We start from the raw sequence: 19,840 nt of genomic DNA on the forward strand, positions 1-19,840 counted from the left end.
AGGGAACAGAGTTATGGCGTTATGGGGCGGTAGGTTTTCATCCGGTAGTAGTGATATGTTCAAACAAGTCAATGATTCACTCCCCTTTGATCATGTTATGGCAAGTGAAGATATTTTCGGTTCAATTGTGTGGTCAAAAGCTTTGGTTAGAGCCGGTGTTTTGAAAAAAAGTGAACAAATTGATATTGAGGCTTCACTCAATGCTTTACTTGCCAATATAGAAGCAGGAAACATCAATTTTAGCCAATCACAAGAAGAAGATATTCATAGTTTTGTAGAAGCGCACCTGACGGCCGACTTGGGCGATTTAGGTCGCAAATTACATACCGGCAGAAGTAGAAATGATCAAGTCGCCACCGATTTTAGGCTATGGGTCAAACACCATTTGCACGGCTTAAAACAAGACTGTATCAATTTTATTGAAGCATTGCTCAAAGCTGCAAACCTTAATCAAGAAGTCGTTATTCCAGGCTATACACATTTGCAACGTGCTCAACCTGTCTATTTTAGTCATTGGTGCTTAGCATATGTTGAAATGCTAAAAAGAGATATCAGTCGTATTGATGACTTACAAAAACGTCTCAATCAAAGTCCTTTGGGCTGCGGTGCGCTTGCAGGGACAACATTTGAGGTAGATAGAGATGCAATTGCTAAAGACTTAGGATTTGATAGACCTTGTTTAAACTCACTTGATGCAGTGTCTGATAGAGACTTCGTACTGGAGCTATTGTTTGTTGCCAGTACCAGTATGATGCACCTATCACGCATGGCCGAAGACCTTATTTTTTACAACTCAGGCGAAGCGGGGTTCTTGCAGCTTGGCGATGATGTTACCTCAGGTTCTTCGCTTATGCCGCAAAAGAAAAATCCTGACGCACTAGAATTAATGCGTGGAAAATGTGGCCGCGTTTTTGGTCACTTACAGGGACTTTTAGTTACCATGAAAGGCCTTCCACTGGCATACAATAAAGATATGCAGGAAGACAAAGAAGGCGCTATTGATACTGTCAGTCAATGGCATATTTGCTTATGTATTGGTGTGGAAGTACTCAATAGTTTGGCTCTTAATGAAGACGTTTGCAGGACAGCCGCTCAACAAGGATATGCTAATGCCACCGAATTGGCTGATTACTTAGTCGCAAAACATATTCCATTTAGAACTGCCCATGACATTTCAGGACAAGCGGTGGTTAAAGCAATTGAACTTGGTGTTGCTCTTGAAGATATGAAACTTAGTACATTGCAAAGCCTTCATTCAAGTATCAACGATGATGTATATGAGTGGTTGACACTTGATGCTGTCTTAAATAAGCGCAATCAATTAGGAGGAACGAGTAAAGAAAATGTCACCAAAGCGCTGTATCTTGCACTTGAAGAACTAGACACCCTTAAAATTAGCCATAAGGAATAGGCATGACATTATCCCATGAAGACAGCGTAAGGTTATTTAGAAATTCAGCGCCATACATGAACGCACATCGTGGTAAAACCATGGTGATCATGTTTGGTGGAGAAGCTGTCCAGAGGAATAACTTTGAGCGGCTCATACAAGATATCGCTTTACTTCACAGTCTAGGTATCCGAATTATCATTGTACATGGTGCTAGGCCGCAGATTGATGAGCGAATGACGATACGTGATATTCATGGACGGTTTGTTGATGGTGTACGAATTACAAGTAAAGACACGCTTGAATGTGTGAAAGATGCATCAGGCTCTTTACGCAGTCAAATCGAAGCGCTTTTAACACTTGGCTTGCCTAACTCACCTATGCATGGCGCTCGTATAAGGGTATGTTCGGGAAACTTAGTGATTGCTAAACCAATAGGCGTTAGAAACGGCATAGACTATGAACATACCGGCACCGTTCGTCGAATTGACGTAAGTGGCATTCAAAACCAGCTTAACGATGGTTCAATCGTATTATTGTCGCCAATGGGCTACTCCCCAACTGGCGAGGTATTTAACTTATCTCATGAAGATGTTGCTACTCAAGCTGCAATTGCATTACAAGCTGATAAGTTAATTACTTTATCTGAGCATGAAGGCTTATTTACGCTTAAAGACAATCACCATGAGTTACTTCGTACTATTGAATTAGACAAACTACAAATGTTAGTGAGCGAACAATTATTACACGCAGAAGCTACCTGTCTAAGTGCTATGATAGACACTGTTTCGGCAGGCATAGAACGTGCTCATTGCGTTAGCTATCATCACAACGGTGCAATTTTAAAAGAGCTCTTCACCCGAGATGGGCATGGCAGTTTGGTGATGCAGACACATTATGAACAATTACGTAGCGCTACTATTGACGATGTGGGCGGAATATTAAAATTAATTAAGCCCCTAGAAGAAAGTGGCGCATTATTAGCACGCTCACGTGAAAACCTAGAAAACGAGATTGATCAATATACTGTAATAGAACGGGACGGTATGATCATCGCTTGCGCTGCCCTGTTCATCTATGACGATGACGATAGCGCAGAAGTAGCGTGTGTAGCGACGCATCGAGACTACCGAGGCAAAAATAGAGGGGAAAGATTATTAGAAGCCTTAAGCAACAGAGCAAGACTATATCAAATAAGTCGCCTATTTGTTTTAACAACAGTAACTAGTCACTGGTTTTTAGAACAAGGCTTTGTTGAAAAGTCTATCGACTCCCTGCCAAAAGCTAAACAAAAAGGATACAACTTCACGCGCAACTCCAAAGTATTTGTGCTAACACTAGACTAGCGTTATCTTGGACATGTAAACATTTATAAAGCAAGGCACACAGCAAGAGGAGTTAATATCGATATGCATCATTTATTTTCGTTAGAAGGCAAGGTTGCCCTTGTTACTGGGGGCTCTCGCAATTTAGGTAAAACGATTGCTAATGCCTTTATTGCACAAGGTGCCAAGGTGTATATAAGTTCTCGCAAAGTGCATGATTGTGAAGCTACAGCCAAAGAGCTTGGACCTAATTGTTATGCAATTGCTCAAGACATATCAAGCGTTGCAGGGGCCCAAGAGCTTGCACGCGCATTTTCAGCGAAAGAAAACACTTTAGATATTTTAGTGAACAATGCAGGTGCAGCATGGGGAGCAGAGTTTGAAGAATTTCCTGAGTCTGGGTGGGATAAGGTCATGGATTTAAATCTCAAATCCCCCTTCTTTTTGACCCAAGCTCTATACCCTTTGTTAAAAGCGGCAGGGACAAATGGCACTCCTTCAAAAGTTATCAATATAAGTTCAATAGACGGACAGCGCTTAAATCCATGGGAAACCTATAGTTATCATGCATCGAAATCTGGACTCATTTATCTTACAAAACGTTTAGCTGCTCGATTGGTTAAAGACAACATTGTTGTCAGCTCTATTGCTCTACAAGCGCATTTGCATCAGATATGAATACTCAGGCTCGTGATAATGCTCAAGAACTTGGGAAACACATTCCAATGGGCAGAATTGGCTGTGATGATGATCTTGCAGGTACTGCTATTTATCTTGCCAGTAAAGCAGGCGATTATGTGGTTGGAGACACCATCACATTAGATGGAGGCATTGTCCACGCATCACTTGGTCGATAAGCAGTTTGCTAGCAAGTCACACTTAGTCGTGACTTGCTAAAATTCGGATTCCTTACCAACTAACACGTTTATAAGTACGATACTCTGCGTGCCAAAAATGGCTTTCGATGCGCTCTAGAAGCACCTCATCAGACAGTTCCAAAGCAAGTCCTTGTTCCATCGCAACTTTGGCTACTGCAAACGCAATTTTTCGCGATAACTCAGTGATCTGAGTAAGCCTTGGTAACAAATAATCTGACTCTCCATTTGCTAACGGAGAAGCGTCAGCAAGCGCATTACTTGATGCCATCAACATCTCATCACTGATTAGGCGAGCTTTACTTGCAATCACACCTAAACCAATCCCGGGAAATATATAGCTGTTATTGCACTGAGCCACGGGGTATGACTTATCTTTATATGTGACCGCATCAAAGGGCGAGCCTGTTGCAATGACAACATTTCCATCCGTCCATTCAATGACTTGTTCTGGACGTGCTTCTACTTGCCTAGAAGGATTGCTCAGTGGAAATATAATAGGTGTAGTGCAATATTCTGTCATGGTGCGAATGACTTGTTCTGTAAACAAACCTGGTTGACCAGAGACACCTATAAGAATATCTGGCTTAGCATTTGTTACGACATCCATAAGTGATGGATATTCGGTGGAAAACTCCCATTGACTAATATTTGTGCTTGGCTGAGACAAGCGTTGTTGGAAATCCCTTAAATCTGGCATCTCTTGCGTTAATAAACCATAACGGTCAATCATAAATACGCGAGCTCTCGATTCTTCCTCAGTTAAGCCTTCAAACATCATTTGTTGTATCAACATTTCAGCAATTCCACAGCCTGCTGAGCCAGCACCAACAAAAGCAACTTTCATTTGCGAGAGCTTATCGCCTCTTGCCTTACAAGCCGCTAATATGGTACCTAGAGTAACGGCGGCCGTGCCTTGAATATCATCATTAAAACAACACACTTGATCCCTGTAACGATTTAATAGCGGCATCGCATTTGGCTGAGCAAAGTCTTCAAATTGAATCATCGCTTCAGGCCATCTTGCAGAAATCTCCTTAATAAACATGTCTAAAAATTCATCATATTGCTGCTGATCAATTCTAGGATGACGAGAGCCCATATACATAGGGTCGTCCAAGAGACTTTGGTTGTTAGTACCTACATCCAACATTACCGGCAGGGTATATGCAGGACTAATACCGCCACATGCGGTGTACAAGGAAAGCTTTCCTATTGGAATGCCCATGCCACCAATACCTTGGTCACCCAAGCCCAAAATTCTCTCACCATCTGTAACGACAACAACTCGTACTTTACGTTTGGTCGCATTACGCAAGATATCTCGCATCATGTGACGTTCTTCATAGCTAATAAACAACCCACGTGATGAGCGATATATATCTGAGAAACGTTCGCACGCTTCCCCAACGGTGGGTGTGTAGATAATAGGCATCATTTCTTCGATGTGTTTTTGTAGCAATCGATAAAACAAAGTTTCATTGTTATCCTGAATCGCCCGAAGAAAGATATGCTTATTCAGTGGGCTTACAAAACTTGAATATTGTAAGTAGGCGCGTTCGACTTGCTCATCAATAGATTCGTAACGTGGCGGTACCAAACCTAACAGGTTAAAAGATTTGCGCTCTCTTTCAGTAAAAGCGCTTCCTTTATTTAACAAAGGTGTTTCAAGTAATGCAGGGCCAGCATAATGGGTATAGAGGTAGCGCTGATTATCATTGGCAGACATATAAAGCCTTAACAATTAATAGTAAGTTATAGGGTAGTTTAGAATAGATCTTCTAATTCATCTTTTTCTTTTGTTTGTTCTTCTATCGGCAAAGCAAGCGAGTTTTCAAGCGCATAACTTGTTGGCTCAGTCCCTTTAATAAAATATTCAAACATTGACGAGTCATCGGTCTTTCGAGTCAGCAGACCGGTTTTTCGGTCAATTCGCACCCGAACAATATCATCAGGAATATCTTTTATGCCCTCAGGTTCTCCCTCAAGAACATCTTTCATAAAATAAATCCATGCTGGCTGGGCTGCCTTTGCGCCATCTTCACCACCAATCAATGCGTTTCCAATCCAATTAAATCGACTGGTGTTTTTTGCCACTAAATTTTGGTTTCGAGTCGCGCGCCCTAATTGACGGACGTTGTCATCAAAACCTACCCAGGAGGTTGCAACTAAACCAGGAGCAAAGCCACTAAACCAAGTGTCCCTTGAGTCATTGGTTGTGCCCGTTTTACCCCCTATATCAGTTCTTTGCAGAATATTACGGGCTCGCCAACCTGTTCCAATCCAATAGTAATCATTACGACCGTTTGCTCTAACAGCGCTTCTCATCATTTCAGACACCAAAAATGCTGTTTGTTCAGACATTACTCTTGGTGCCGATTTCATAATTTTAGGTGTGTCTGATTCAGATTGAAGCTCTGCACTTAGATCACCATTTTGAAACAAGGCTGCCAACAACGCCTCGCTATCTTCATTTTGTTGGCCTTGTTGCCCATTAGCAACTGTAGTGTCGTTATTGTCGTCTTTTGTGACTATGTTGCCATGAATGTCGTATCCGTCGCAGGGCTGACAAGCGTAAATTGGGTCCGCTTCCCATAATAGTTCGCCGTCATTATTTTCAATACGTTGAATAAAGTAAGGGCGTACTGCAAATCCACCATTAGCAATTACTGCTAACGCATTTGCTACTTGTAATGGTGTGTGGGCACCAGAACCTAACGACATCGTTTCATCTAAGGGAATATCGTCTCTCTCAAAGCCAAGGTTCGACAAATATTCTTTTGCATTAGACAAACCCACTGCACGCAAAAGTCTTACCGATACGACGTTTTTCGACTTACCCAGCGCAGTTCTCATGCGAATTGGGCCATCATATTCTGGTGGTGAATTTTGTGGTCGCCATGCAACACCAGAGCTTGCGTCCCACTGGTTAATTGGCGCATCATTTATAATGCTGGCAATGGTGTAGCCGTTGTCTAATGCTGCAGCATATATAAATGGCTTGATATTAGATCCGACCTGCCGCTTTGCTTGTGTAGCACGGTTAAATTGACTGTTGTAGAAACTATAACCCCCAACAACGGCTTCGACTGCACCGTCAAAGGGGTTTACAGAAACAAAGGCGCTTGATGCTAATGGAAACTGGGACAACTGCCACACATTATCTTGAGGACGCTGGCGGACATAAACTACCATGCCTTCTTGCACTATATCTGATGCCACTTGTGGATCAGGCCCTTGCCTAAAGTCATTAATATAAGTACGCGCCCAATCCAATCCATCCCATGAAATCTCTAAACGCTCACCTGATTGCTTTTGCACCTCAATTGTTTGTTCATGCACCGTTGTAATGGCAACTGGGATTAATGCATCTATTTTTTTGTACTCTTTTAAAGCTTCTGATATCTGCTGCGAGTCTAGAGGGGTCAATGGGCCATGTTTTTGTTCAAGTTTTGTTATTTGTTCTGGTGTAACAGGAAGTGACAACGATGATTCTTGCAACAAGGCTTCCGTAATAGGCGTCCAAAGTCTTGCAAGTTCGCCTCTAAAACCATGTCGCTCATCGTAATCATGCAGGTTTTGTACTACTGCTTTTTGTGCGGCTGCCTGATTCTTAGAATGAGCCGCTGTAAATACATTAAAACCGCTTGTCTCGGCAATCTCTTTCCCGTAGATACTGACCATTTCGTTATACACAATATCCGCCAAATATGGTGCATCAAGATCTACTTCAGACCCATGTCGATTTGCGGTAACAGGCGCTGAAGCAGCCTCATCAAATTGCTGGCGAGTAATATAACCTTCATCAAGCATACGTAACAAGACGATTCGACGGCGCTCTTTTGATAGTTCTGGGTTACTGATTGGATTAAGCACTGAGGGTCTTTGTGGCAATCCAGCAAGTGTAGCCAATTGCGCCAGATTTAATTCTTGTAAAGGTTTACCATAATATACCTGAGCAGCTGCTCCTACTCCGAACGAACGATGACCAAGTTCAACCTTATTTAGGTATAATTCTAGAATTTGATCTTTGCTTAATTCTCTTTCCATCTTCAAAGCGATGAATACTTCTTTGATTTTTCTAGAATATTCTTTTTTTCTTGTTAATCCAAAAAAACCTCTCGCAAGTTGCATGGTTAGTGTACTTGCCCCTTGACCTTTCTCACCAGTTACTAGTAAATTAAGGACTGCGCGACCAACGCCTATTGGATCTACGCCAATATGATCGTAGAATCTACTATCTTCGGTGGCAATTAGTGCCTGCACTAATGTCTCGGGGACGTCGTCGAGCGTAACGGGTATTCTTCTTTTTACACCGTATTGAGAGATTAAAACGCCATCTTGCGTATATATTCTCATAGGTGTTTGAAGCTGAACATCACGAAGAACATCGACACTAGGTAGTTCGTCCTGATAGTATAAGTAAAGGCCAACAATAGAAGTGACGCCTAATATGAGACTAATGAGTCCGACAATTAAAATGGATTTTATAACTTTCACAGAAAATACTAATCTCGAATATTTGAAGAAATTACTTAAATTTTATACGTATGTGTCGTTAACAGATACACACTTAATAACAATCGAAGTACTATATACTGCATATAATACTGTAATCCAACGTAGGCTACCAACATATGAAGTCGCTTTTTTCAAAAAAGCTAAAACCGTCGTCGGTTTAGACATTGGCACTAAGTTTGTAAAAGCTATAAGCTTAGAAGTCGGTGCTGGCAGTACAAAAGTCTTAGGCTACGCGTGCGAACCTATTTCCGGCAACGCGTTTGTTGAGCGTGAAATTAAAGATTTCGACGCAGTGAGCAAAGCTTTGCAAAAAGTTCGCTTGGCACTTAAAAATAACAGCAAAGAATGTGCATTGGCGGTGTCAGGCCCTTCTGCATTTAGCAAAGTTATTTATATGGAACCGGGTCAAACCGATTTTGAAATGGAAAATTCTATCGAATTAGAAGGCGAAAGCCTTATTCCGGTCCCTATTGATACTGTTTATTTTGATTTTGAAGAATTAGATTCAGTTGATACCGGGTCTGGCAAAATTGAAGTCTTGCTAAGTGGTGCGCCCAAATCTATGGTCGACAGTCGCATTACGATTGTTCGCGAAGCAATGTTTGAGCCAAAGCTAGTCGAAATTGAAACAAACGTACTAGGTGAGTGTTTCTTACACTATAACCAACAAGATGAAACAAGCGACCAGCCATTGTGCTGTTTTAATGTTGGTGAATCACTTATGCAATTAACCGTCATCCATGATGGTAAGATAATTTATACCAAAGAACACACTTTTGGGATGAGCAAGCTACATAAAGACTTATCGCTAATTCATGGTATTGATGTACAAGAAGTCGAAAACCAAATCGTGAGTGGCAATGCGCCTGAACAATGGTTTGCTGAATCTGCTACGACCTTTTTTGCCAGCTTGCAGCAACAGATACAGCGTTCCTTACAAATGTTTACATCCAGCACGCACAAGCCAATGCCCAGTAAAATATTCTTTTCCGGTGGCTTGGCGAACATCCCCGACTTTGTAGAACTCATGCGCCGTGACTTAGGTCTGCCTTTAGATATATTTAACCCTTGTGATCAAATGAGCTTAGACTCAAAAGTTAACAAGGAACGGTTTTATAAGGTTGCGCCGCAACTCGCGATAGCCGTCGGTCTTGCAACAAGGGAGCTTAAATAATGGCACATGTCAATCTATTGCCATGGCGTGAGAACCTCAGGCAGCAACAAAAAACTAATTATTTAGCGTCACTATTTGGTGTCGCATTAGTCGCGTTTGGGGTGTTTTGGTTCATTGGTCAATTTGTTGATCAACGAATTGATAACCAAAATAGCCGAAACCAGTATTTAGAAAATCAGATTACGCTGCTCGATGGTCGTATTGCTGAAATAAAAGAAATTACCACGGCCCGAGACGCAATCAGCTTGCGCATGGCCTTGATAAAGCAATTACAGATTAGTCGAAACCTTACTCCTTTGGTATTTGATGAGCTTGCTCGCCTGGTACCGACAGGTGTGTCATTTGAGACAATGACACGTACTGGCGACGAAATTCGCATCGTAGGAATCAGCGAGTCAAACAACAGACTATCTGCATTCATGCGTTCATTGGAAGACTCTGATTTGTTTGTAGACCCTGTTTTATCTCGTATCGTTGCAGATCGCTCGGGTATTAGCGCAGTCAGCAATTACGAACTAAGATTTACAATATCCAATGACTTTGGCCAAACAAGTCCTTCACAAGACAATAGTGGGGAATAGGTAAAAGACATGAAAATAGATTTTGATGTAAATAAATTAAAAGAACTCAATGAGTTAGATTTCGAGCAGGTTGCTATTTGGCCAAAAGAAATTAAAATTGTAGTAGCGCTGATGTGTGCGGTTATTGTTTCTGCTGCAAGTTACTACTTTATTGTGTCTGATAAGCTCCCTAGACTTGAGAGCGTTCAACAAACAGAGTTGCAATTAAGACAGACATTTGAGACAAAGAGTCGTATTGCGATCAATTTAGACGCATACAAAAAGCAATTTGCCGAGATACAGGAAGATTTTTCTTCAATGTTAAAATCGCTTCCAACCAGTAATGAAACACCTGGTTTATTAGATGACATAACATTTGTTGGAACGGATGCAGGACTGTCGTTTAGGCTAATAAATTGGCAGCAAGACATTCCAAAAGAGTTTTACACCGAGCTACCAATACAAATAGAAGTGCAAGGCAGTTATCATGAATTTGGCATGTTTACGTCAAATGTGGCAAACCTGCCTCGAATAGTCACCTTGCATGATTTTACTATTTCAAGACAAAATGATGAGTTACGATTACAGATGCAAGCGAAGACCTATCGTGCAGAGAATACGGAGCAATAGTATGAAAAAAGGTATTTTAATTACAATAATCGCCTTATTAACTACTGGTTGTGGAGCACAGATCGACGACCTAGTCGCTTATACAGAGGAAGTGAAAGGGCGTGCTCAAGAGAATATAGAGTCTTATCCAAGATTTGAGGCACAAGAACGTGTCGTATATGACGCATCTGAACTTCGCAGCCCCTTTAGAATAAATGGTAATGGAATTGATGAAATTGCCGAAACAGAAGTAGCAGACGACGACCTTACGTGCGAACAGCCTGATTTAAGAAGGGCTCGCCAAGCGCTAGAAGGTTATGGTATTGACGCTTTGCAAATGTCTGGCGTATTTTCTACCAATGGCACACGATATGCCTTAGTCAAAGCGTCTGATGGAAGCTTACACAGAGTTACATATGGTAGTTACATGGGATTGTTTCACGGCCGAGTAACTGGAATACAAGATACACAAATCGCAATTACTGAAATGCTACCCGACGGCGCAGGTTGCTGGAAGAGCAAAAATGCAACACTCAATATGTCGTCACCGGTAGGGGAAAATGATAATGTCTAGAAAGTATATATTTAATCGCCGTTTAAATCGCCCAAAACCTATATGGTATGCGGCGCTTATATTCTTAATTGGATTTTTCACATTCAGTGTTGTCGCGCAAGAGACGCCAGAACCAAACGGTGATATGCAAGACGTCCCTGTTGATAATGCGCAAGTGTCACAAGAAGCAGTCAAACCCGTTGCGCTTATTGACCCTGCAGGCGATATTGAAGAAGCGAGTTTTGCTAGAGTATCTGGCTTAGATTTTAACCGCCGTGGTGAAGAAGCGTTGGTGACCGTTAAGTTCGAAGGGCGAGTACCAGAGCTTTCATATATAGAAGCCTTAGGTAAGATTGAAATTACATTTGAACAGACAAAATTAAACGACGACCAATATGTCGAAATTAACGTTCAACAATTTGGTACCTCTGTTACACGCTTAGAAACCTTCCAAGACGATTTAGCGTCACGTTTAGAAATTCGATATGAAGGTAATGTTGAATTATTACGAAACGAATCAATTGGACAAATTGAGTTTGTTATCAGCCCATTGACCGAAGAAGAAGTTGCAGAGAAACAAGGTAAAACTTATACAGGCTCTCCTATTAGCTTAGATTTCCAAGATGTGCCAGTTAGGCAGGTCTTACAAATCATTGCACAAGTAAACGGCTTTAACTTGGTCACCACTGACACAGTTAATGGTAACGTTACGATCAGTTTAAGTGGTGTTCCTTGGGATCAAGCACTTGACATGATCCTTAAAATCAGAGGACTTGATCAACGTCTTGAAGGGAATATTCTGCTCATCGCGCCAAGCGAAGAATTGACCGCAAGAGAAACCCAAGCGCTTCAGGTCGCTCAGCAAGTCCAAACTTTAGCTGAACTGAAATCCGCGAACATCACAATAAATTACGCAAATGCTGCAAATTTAGCCACCATACTTGATTCAACTGAAGAAGGCGGAATTTTATCCGATCGAGGTAGTGTAAGTGTTGATGATAGAACTAATACAATCCTAATACGTGACACACAAGAATCAATTGATAGTGCAAGAGAGATCATTGAGGCCTTGGATATTCCCGTAAGACAAGTACTTATCGAATCTAGAATGGTTACCGTTAGAGATAATGTTGATGAACAACTTGGCGTGCGTTGGGGATTTACGTCTAACTCTAGTGATATTGGTGTATCAGGCTCATTAGAAGGTGCAGATTTGGCCAATGCTGGTTCTGTTCCTGACGACATAACTGACAGATTAAATGTTAACTTGCCCGTTGCTAACGCTGCTGGACGCATTGGCTTTCAAATTGCCAGCTTGGTAGATGGTAACATCCTTGATTTAGAATTAAGTGCGCTTGAATCTGAAAACAAAGGTGAAATTATTGCAAGCCCGCGTATTACCGTAGCAAATCAACAAGAAGCGTATATAGAGCAAGGTACCGAAATTCCGTTTGTTCAATCTACGTCAAGTGGTGCAACTGCGGTTGAATTCAAAAAGGCAGTATTAAGCTTACGTGTAACACCGCAAATTACACCTGATAATCGCATTATTTTAAACTTAGTTGTCACTCAGGATTCTCGTGGTGAGACTGTATCCACGTCTACCGGCCCTGCGGTCGCTATTGATACGCAAGAGATTAGTACACAAGTACTTGTTGAGAATGGTGAAACAATCGTGTTAGGTGGAATCTTCCAGCAAATAAGTACAGATAACGTGAGTAAAGTACCAGTGCTAGGTGACATACCGTATCTAGGTAAAATCTTTAGCACTACTGGGAAACTTGAAGAAAAACGCGAACTACTTATTTTTGTGACGCCAAAAATCATCACACAAGAATAGCTATCGCTTATATTTTCATCAAAAAGGCACTTTTGTGCCTTTTTTTATGCTTAAGCATCGGCTATTTTGCGGGAAAGCTTGCAAACACCATCACTTAATTGAGATAATCACTTTCTCGAATTTATAACGAGGATTTATATAGTTCATAACAACCCTCATTTGTTATGGTTACTACGGGCCTTATCAAACAACTCAATGGCCTCGTTCACTTTTAAATGATGCGAATAAACCAATATGGCAGAAAAACGTAACGTATTTTTAGTAGGTCCAATGGGTGCGGGTAAAAGCACTATTGGGCGACATCTCGCAGACGAATTACATCTAGAATTCTTCGATTCAGACCAAGAAATAGAGAAACGCACTGGCGCTGACATTGCGTGGATTTTTGATCTTGAAGGAGAAGAGGGCTTTAGAAAACGCGAAGAGACCGTTATTCATGATCTTAGTGATAATCAAGGTATTGTTTTAGCCACTGGCGGCGGTTCTATCGTCTCTAAAGCAGTTCGTAATCGCTTATCTGCAAGAGGTATCGTTGTATATCTTCAAACCACTATAGACAAACAAGTGGCGCGTACTCAGCGTGACAAACGTCGTCCATTGTTACAAAACAAAGATCCAGAAGCGGTATTAGTCGCGTTATCTGAAGAACGTAATCCTTTGTATGAAGAAGTGGCCGATTATGTAATTGAAACTGATGACCAAAGCGCACGCGCTGTTGCGAATCAAATCATCAACAAAATAGGTTTGTAACAAAGGAGTATCGGTATGCCAAGTATTCAAGTTGACCTTGGTGAACGAAGCTACCCTATTTCAATTGAAACCGGTAATCTTAATGATACCGGTTTTTTATTGTCTTATATTCGTGGTCAACAAGTTATCATCATTAGTAATGAGACCATCGCGCCTCTTTACATTGATTCGTTAAAATCCTGTTTATCGAATAGCTCTTTAGATGTTTCTAGCATAATTATCAAAGATGGCGAAGCGTATAAAACGCTAGCTAGTTTTGAGACTGTTATGGGCCAATTATTAGAAAACCGCATCTCAAGAGATGCATGCATTATTGCTTTAGGTGGAGGCGTAATTGGTGATTTAAGTGGCTTTGTCGCCGCTTGCTATCAGCGAGGTATAGACTTCATACAAGTGCCCACAAGCTTATTGTCACAAGTAGACTCCTCTGTTGGAGGTAAAACCGCAGTTAATCACCCTTTAGGTAAAAATATGATTGGGGCGTTTTACCAACCTAAAGCGGTTTTGATTGATCCCCAAACGCTTGGTACGTTGCCTAACAATGAGTTTTCAGCTGGCATGGCTGAAGTTATCAAATACGGCGTTATTTATGATCATGCATTTTTTGCTTGGATAGAAAATAATAAAAAGCTCATCATAAACAAAGACCCAAACGCCATAGAATCGATGATAGCACGGTGTTGTGAAATAAAAGCAGAGATTGTAAAACAAGATGAAAAAGAGAATGGAATCCGCGCTCTTTTAAACTTAGGTCATACCTTTGGTCATGCTATCGAAGCGCAAATGGGCTTTGGGAATTGGTTACATGGCGAAGCTGTTGCAGCAGGCACAGTAATTGCTAGCAAGTTATCACATATGCGCAATCAAATGAATTTGTCAGAATTACGGCGAATTGAAGAGTTATTTGACTTCTTTTCATTGCCCATTGCAGGTCCTAGCGATATGAATAGCGCAACTTATATTAATCACATGCAAAGAGACAAAAAAGCAATAAGTGGTAACATGAGATTTATTTTACCTATCGGTATTGGTAAAGCTGAATTAGTCGCTGATGTTACTGAGCAAGAACTTAAAGTACTGCTAGATAAATAGTTAGCTTATAGTGAAGTAAATAGCTGGCTAGAGAGTTAGATGAGTAAATAAACATCAACAAACCAGTTTGTTAAGAGGTCACCGCTTCTAGTGTCAGAGCTTCATGATAGATTATCGCATTTAGTCAATTACTCTTCTCAACTAATATTTGTGAGTGGTGATACCGTTGCCGATCAGCAACGAGTGCTTAGCGACTTTCTAAGCAAACAAAATGAACACACTGAAATATCATTTTTTGATGCTAAACCTAAGATGGCACTAACAGAGTATCGTGGTGCTATCTGCAGGCAGCTCGCTGGACATACCGTTGGGAGTTTTATCAGGCCAGTCCATCAACTCCTTCACGATTTAACACCAAGTTCATCTGAGGCATCATATCTTGTTTGTATCACTCAGGCAGACTTTATGCCCAACGACTTGCTTAAAGAATTATGGGAATGGGCAATGCTCATTCAACAACAAGCATCAGGAATTCATTTAAATGTAATCTTATTTGGTAGTGCCGCATGGACGCAAGAAGCACAAGAGCTATTACCGACACTAAATAGTAACCGCCCTGTCCTTTTGAGCTCCTCCGTTGTTTCTCCCGATGGCTTTGATGTCAATGCACTAGAGTCTTTAATGGCTGAAAAACGTAGTTGGCTATTTGATTCAGATATGCCCCTTGTCACTAATAAATGGTTTATAGGCCTCATTTTAAGTGTATTTTTAGTTGTTTTTATTGGCTTGATGTATTGGCAGTATTCAACACAGATATTGGCTTACCTAAGCGGTGACATTGAGCCTGAACAATCATTAAGTGCCTTTGACATTGACGAACAAAAACTTAATGAGTCAGCAATCGTAAGGGACTCTATTTTAGTAACGAGGCCACAAGATAACGAAATAAAACGGGTTGAAATTGTCGACGCTCAAGACCTTGGTGAAACCGACAATGACTCAAGTAGTATAACAGAGCAAATTTTAGTTAGCTCATGGGAAGATGCGATACAAACTACGCAAACAACAATACCTCAAACTCAAGAACTATCTCCGGTTAACGAGAATGACGTAGTGGTTGAGCCAACACCTGCTTTACCCTTAACTGGAGACTTTAGAGTCCCTGATATTACAAGCGTTGAGCAGCTAAACGAACTTAGACAAAGTGAAATAAGCGAAGATAAAACCCAAAATACGACTATCGAAACATTAGACACCGTTCAAGATAATCTTGTTGATACTATTGACTATCGCTTTGATGAAACTACACTACTTGCATTGCCAACAAACAATGTAGTGTTGCAATTATCCGGGATTCAGAATGAATCGGTACTAAACGAGTATTTAGATGCCAATCAACTGCGCGAACTTACTTGGGTTTATCAAACTCAACGATATGGTGGCCCGTGGTTTGTCGTATTGCACAAAGGTTCATTTCCCGACATCAATAATGCTTTACAAACACTAGAAACGTTGCCTGATTCATTGAAAAGCGCACAACCGTTTGCCAAAAGCGTCGCGCAAATACAACAAGAAATTATTCGCTAATAAGAATAACAACACGCGTTAGGAGTCATCGCTTAAAGTGGATAATCACTCATCACTACATAAGTCGCCGTTAAAGTGGGCGGGTGGAAAACGTAAATTAGTCAATAACATCGTCTCTTTATTACCTGCTAAGTCATCACGTTTGATAGAGCCATTTGTTGGTGGAGGTTCAGTCTTTCTCAATACTAATTATGAACACTACTTATTAGTTGACACCAATAAAGATCTTATTGATTTATTTAATACCGTCACTCATTCTCTAGATAGCTTTCTTGAATTTTCTACTGGGCTTTTTATACCCAAATTAAATGATGAAGCTCAATACTATAAATTGCGTGATCGATTTAATAAACTCTCACTATGGTCTTGAACGTGCTGCTAGTTTTTTATATTTAAACCGTCATGGCTATAATGGATTATGCAGATACAATAGTAAGGGCGGATATAATGTCCCATTTGGGCGATATAAAAAGCCATATTTTCCTGAAAAAGAACTAATTTACTTTAGCGAAAAAGCAAAACACGCAACATTTGTTTTAGGTGACTTTTCGCTTGCTTTTGACCAAGCGCTTCCCGGTGATGTGATATATTGTGACCCGCCCTATTGGCCAATTAATCAATCTTCTAGTTTTACCGCATACTCAGCACAAGGGTTTGGAAATAGCGAGCATGTTCGTCTTGAAGAGCTTGCCCACAATGCGAGCCAAAAAGGCGTCACCACCATTATTTCAAATAATGATATAAAAGCGACTAGAGAACTATACCGAAGAGCCGATAAAAAGGTTAAGTTGACCGTTGCAAGAAATATCAACTGTAAAGGTTCATTAAGAAAGCCCTGTAATGAAGTCATGGCTGTATACAAAGCGAAGTAAGCAATTGATGAAAAAGATGGCCAGTGATAGTGGTACACTAGTGACCTGATGATTCAATATCATACTTAGCTTTGGTTACCAACACCAAATAATTTAACGTTTAGATGTACGTCCAAGATAGGAAGTTCATGAAAATACATGGCCTACTCGCTAAGATTCTAATGCTTGTCATTGTGGTTGCAGTGGTATCTTTAGGTGCATCGTACACTTTCGTAAGCATCCAACAACAACAAACACTTGATAAAAACATCACACAAATTAAACGCGCTAATTATGCCTCGTCAATTGCTATTTTAGAACAACAACTCCAGCAACATACTAAGACTGTTGACGAAATTATTCTATTTGGTGATTTACAAAATAAAACTATTAGTCAGATTGCTGCTTTTTTTGAGCAAGTGTGGCCTGAAATCAAAACAAATTATGGTTTAAGCTCGATTCGCTTAAGTAACGGTAGTAGGCAGCTAGAATACGGGCAACTCCCTCCAACTCGCGCTTTGTCATCAACTGCGAAACCTAGCAATAAACAAACGATGATTATTTGTCATCAATTGTGCGAATTTTTATCAAGTACTGAACTTGATATTGACCAAACAGCATGGACCCTTGAAATCACAATAGACATCGCACCTGCAATCATCTTACTTAGCGATGTTATCGGTAGCGATATCGCCATCATTTCATCCAGCATAGACACAATTGATAACAAATCAGATTTGGGGCAGTTGTCATTTGAGCTGCTGACAAATCCATCCCTTGAAAGCGCCTTGTTTTCACAATCACTTTCTGCAAAAAAGGTCAACGCATTACATGATAAAGGCATTAATCTTCGGGTAAATGAAATTGATTATTTTGTTTGGTTTGAAAACCTTCAAGGTCTCGGCGATAAACTGACGATTTTATTTGTTCGTGATATTTCATTAATGCTAGAACAGCAATCATCACAAAAGCAACAAGTCATTGTCATTTTTGTAACCTTAACATTTGGTATTTTACTATTTTTGATTCTTTTTTCGATTTTGCCCATTACCCGCATAAACCAACTAAAAAGGGCAATTAAACTAATCGGCACCAAAGAATACAACACCGCAAAGTTTAGACTAGGCAAACCATTAGACCTTGTTTTTAAAGACGAACTACATGAATTAGAGGATGAATTTAGACATACCATTAGTCTACTAGAAACCTACGAACAGCAGCTAAATGCCTCACAAAAGAAACTTTTACGTCAAGCTACTATTGACCCTATCACAGGCCTATTTACGCGTAATGTTCTCATAGATGATCTCGATTCTATGAATACAGACGCCAGTACTCATCAAGTCGCCATTTTCTTCTTAGATCTTGACGGCTTCAAACCCGTTAATGATAACTTAGGTCACGAAGCCGGTGACATTATGCTCAAAAAGATTGGTTATCGATTAAAAGGCGTAGTCAACAAATATACGAAAGTGTATAGAATTGGTGGGGATGAGTTTGTCATCTGTTACTCAAACTATGAAAAACTAGATGCACTAGAACACATGGCAAAATCAGTGGTCGAGCTGTTCAATGCGCCATTTAATGTTTGTGATAACAATATTAAAATAAGTGCTAGCATTGGTATTGCTATGCAAGAAGCAATTGATGTCAATTCAGACAAATTATTACGATATGCTGATATCGCTATGTATCAGGCCAAGGAAGATGGCAAAAACCGATATAAATTTTTCGACAAGTCTATGCGAAAAGACGCCAAAACACGATTCGCTATCAAAAATGACTTTGCTAACGCCTTAAATGAAAAACAGTTATACGTTGTTTTTCAACCTATTGTTGCTAGTCAAAACAAAACCATTTGCAAACTTGAAGTCCTATGCCGCTGGAACCACCCAAGCTTAGGATATATTCCTCCCCCAACCTTCATAGATGTTCTTGAAGAAACTGAAAACATGAATACCTTATTTGAATGGATTGTCGAAAATGTGATGAGTGAAATCATTTTCCTAGATAGTCTTGGACTAAAAGATATTGGTGTGTCGATTAATGTAAGCCCATCTCAATTGGTTGATGATACGGCACTTAATATTCTGACTAAGTTCGCACAAATTCATAATGTCAGTCATTCAAGGTTAGAGTTAGAAATTACCGAGACTTCTGTTATCACCAACTTTGAGCAAGCCAAACAGTGGATTGAAAACGCGAGTGAGCTTGGCTTCAAAATCTCTATAGATGATTTCGGCGCTGGTTACTCTTCTTTATCGTATCTAACCGCCTTTCCATATCATACTGTTAAACTAGATCGTTCTTTGTTAAATAACGTTGATCAAGATGCCAGACAACAACGAATAGTGAGCTCATTGACGCAAATGTTACATGGTTTATCTGTGCCAATTGTGGCTGAAGGAGCAGAAACGGAAGCTCAGTTTGCAGAACTACGAAAACTGGGTTGCGATTACATTCAAGGATTCTTAATATCCAAGCCCATTCCCCATAGCGAACTTGCGGTATTTTTGCCTAACTATATAAAAAACTATGTAAAAAAACATAATTGTCTAATAATTGCCTAGCGAGCCATAATTAGAAAATTCACTAGCGCCCAAACGCCTAACACAAATGCAAGCAACATTATCAAACCAACAACGATAAAAGGAATAAATGAGGTATGCTTAGCGTCTTCTTCATATGCTTGCTGAGACTGGACACCAAAGAAACTTGCACTCACACTTTTAAATACGGCAAACCAACGAGAAACAATAGAAGCTTTATTCAT

Annotated in this window: 16 protein-coding genes and 1 pseudogene; 14 read left to right on the forward strand and 3 right to left on the reverse strand. The window is 40.4% G+C overall.

Going from position 1 to position 19,840, the window contains the following annotated elements:
- Positions 1-13 precede the first annotated feature (13 nt).
- The 4 genes from argH (at position 14) to ACZ1G6_RS13400 (ending at position 3,572) form a co-directional block, all read left to right on the forward strand.
- The gene (argH, locus tag ACZ1G6_RS13385) at positions 14-1,411 is read left to right on the forward strand and encodes an argininosuccinate lyase (RefSeq protein ID WP_472616738.1); all 1,398 of its coding nucleotides are present in this window, start codon (positions 14-16) and stop codon (positions 1,409-1,411) included.
- A gap of 2 nt (positions 1,412-1,413) precedes the next feature.
- Complete coding sequence (gene argA, locus ACZ1G6_RS13390) at positions 1,414-2,736, forward strand: amino-acid N-acetyltransferase (RefSeq protein WP_472616739.1); 1,323 nt, start codon at positions 1,414-1,416, stop codon at positions 2,734-2,736.
- Between the two features lie 63 nt (positions 2,737-2,799).
- Entirely contained in the window at positions 2,800-3,393 is a 594-nt protein-coding gene (locus tag ACZ1G6_RS13395; RefSeq protein WP_472616740.1) for an SDR family NAD(P)-dependent oxidoreductase, read from the forward strand.
- Complete coding sequence (locus ACZ1G6_RS13400; RefSeq protein ID WP_472616741.1) at positions 3,390-3,572, forward strand: SDR family oxidoreductase; 183 nt, start codon at positions 3,390-3,392, stop codon at positions 3,570-3,572. Before ACZ1G6_RS13395 ends, ACZ1G6_RS13400 begins: the two co-directional genes overlap by 4 nt.
- A gap of 52 nt (positions 3,573-3,624) precedes the next feature.
- Here ACZ1G6_RS13400 and ACZ1G6_RS13405 read toward each other — a convergent pair whose 3' ends face one another.
- Positions 3,625-5,319 (reverse strand): NAD-dependent malic enzyme, encoded by a 1,695-nt coding sequence (locus tag ACZ1G6_RS13405; RefSeq protein ID WP_472616742.1) that lies wholly within the window; start codon positions 5,317-5,319, stop codon positions 3,625-3,627.
- Between the two features lie 38 nt (positions 5,320-5,357).
- A complete protein-coding gene (locus tag ACZ1G6_RS13410) occupies positions 5,358-8,090 on the reverse strand; it encodes a penicillin-binding protein 1A (protein WP_472616743.1) in 2,733 nt (910 codons plus the stop codon).
- Here ACZ1G6_RS13410 and pilM point away from each other — a divergent pair.
- The 10 genes and pseudogenes from pilM to ACZ1G6_RS13460 all read left to right on the forward strand — a co-directional run bounded on the left by pilM (position 8,071) and on the right by ACZ1G6_RS13460 (position 19,637).
- Positions 8,071-9,285 carry a type IV pilus biogenesis protein PilM gene (pilM, locus tag ACZ1G6_RS13415; protein ID WP_472616744.1) on the forward strand — a complete coding sequence of 405 codons (1,215 nt, stop codon included), beginning with the start codon at positions 8,071-8,073 and terminating at the stop codon, positions 9,283-9,285. The two genes, ACZ1G6_RS13410 and pilM, sit on opposite strands and share 20 nt — an antisense overlap.
- On the forward strand, positions 9,285-9,866 hold the full coding sequence (locus ACZ1G6_RS13420; protein ID WP_472616745.1) for a PilN domain-containing protein: 582 nt from the start codon (positions 9,285-9,287) through the stop codon (positions 9,864-9,866). The genes pilM and ACZ1G6_RS13420 overlap by 1 nt, the downstream gene beginning before the upstream one ends.
- Positions 9,867-9,881: 15 nt before the next feature.
- Positions 9,882-10,475 (forward strand): type IV pilus inner membrane component PilO, encoded by a 594-nt coding sequence (locus tag ACZ1G6_RS13425; RefSeq protein ID WP_472618990.1) that lies wholly within the window; start codon positions 9,882-9,884, stop codon positions 10,473-10,475.
- Between the two features lies 1 nt (position 10,476).
- Entirely contained in the window at positions 10,477-11,028 is a 552-nt protein-coding gene (locus ACZ1G6_RS13430) for a pilus assembly protein PilP (RefSeq protein WP_472616746.1), read from the forward strand.
- Positions 11,021-12,847, forward strand: coding sequence for a type IV pilus secretin PilQ (locus ACZ1G6_RS13435; protein WP_472616747.1), 1,827 nt, complete (start codon positions 11,021-11,023; stop codon positions 12,845-12,847). The genes ACZ1G6_RS13430 and ACZ1G6_RS13435 overlap by 8 nt, the downstream gene beginning before the upstream one ends.
- 234 nt (positions 12,848-13,081) lie before the next feature.
- The gene (gene aroK / locus ACZ1G6_RS13440; RefSeq protein ID WP_472616748.1) at positions 13,082-13,597 is read left to right on the forward strand and encodes a shikimate kinase AroK; all 516 of its coding nucleotides are present in this window, start codon (positions 13,082-13,084) and stop codon (positions 13,595-13,597) included.
- Between the two features lie 15 nt (positions 13,598-13,612).
- Complete coding sequence (gene aroB, locus ACZ1G6_RS13445) at positions 13,613-14,689, forward strand: 3-dehydroquinate synthase (RefSeq protein ID WP_472616749.1); 1,077 nt, start codon at positions 13,613-13,615, stop codon at positions 14,687-14,689.
- Positions 14,690-14,779: 90 nt separating this feature from the next.
- Positions 14,780-16,216, forward strand: coding sequence for a DamX-like protein (locus tag ACZ1G6_RS13450; RefSeq protein WP_472616750.1), 1,437 nt, complete (start codon positions 14,780-14,782; stop codon positions 16,214-16,216).
- Positions 16,217-16,253: 37 nt separating this feature from the next.
- Positions 16,254-17,088, forward strand: a pseudogene (locus ACZ1G6_RS13455) (DNA adenine methylase).
- 128 nt (positions 17,089-17,216) lie between these two features.
- A complete protein-coding gene (locus tag ACZ1G6_RS13460) occupies positions 17,217-19,637 on the forward strand; it encodes a putative bifunctional diguanylate cyclase/phosphodiesterase (protein ID WP_472616751.1) in 2,421 nt (806 codons plus the stop codon).
- On the opposite strand, the gene ACZ1G6_RS13465 is transcribed toward ACZ1G6_RS13460, so the two are convergent.
- On the reverse strand, positions 19,634-19,840 hold the full coding sequence (locus ACZ1G6_RS13465; RefSeq protein WP_472616752.1) for a DUF2970 domain-containing protein: 207 nt from the start codon (positions 19,838-19,840) through the stop codon (positions 19,634-19,636). The genes ACZ1G6_RS13460 and ACZ1G6_RS13465 overlap by 4 nt on opposite strands.

It is taken from the genome of Glaciecola sp. HA4-3, from assembly GCF_055693685.1.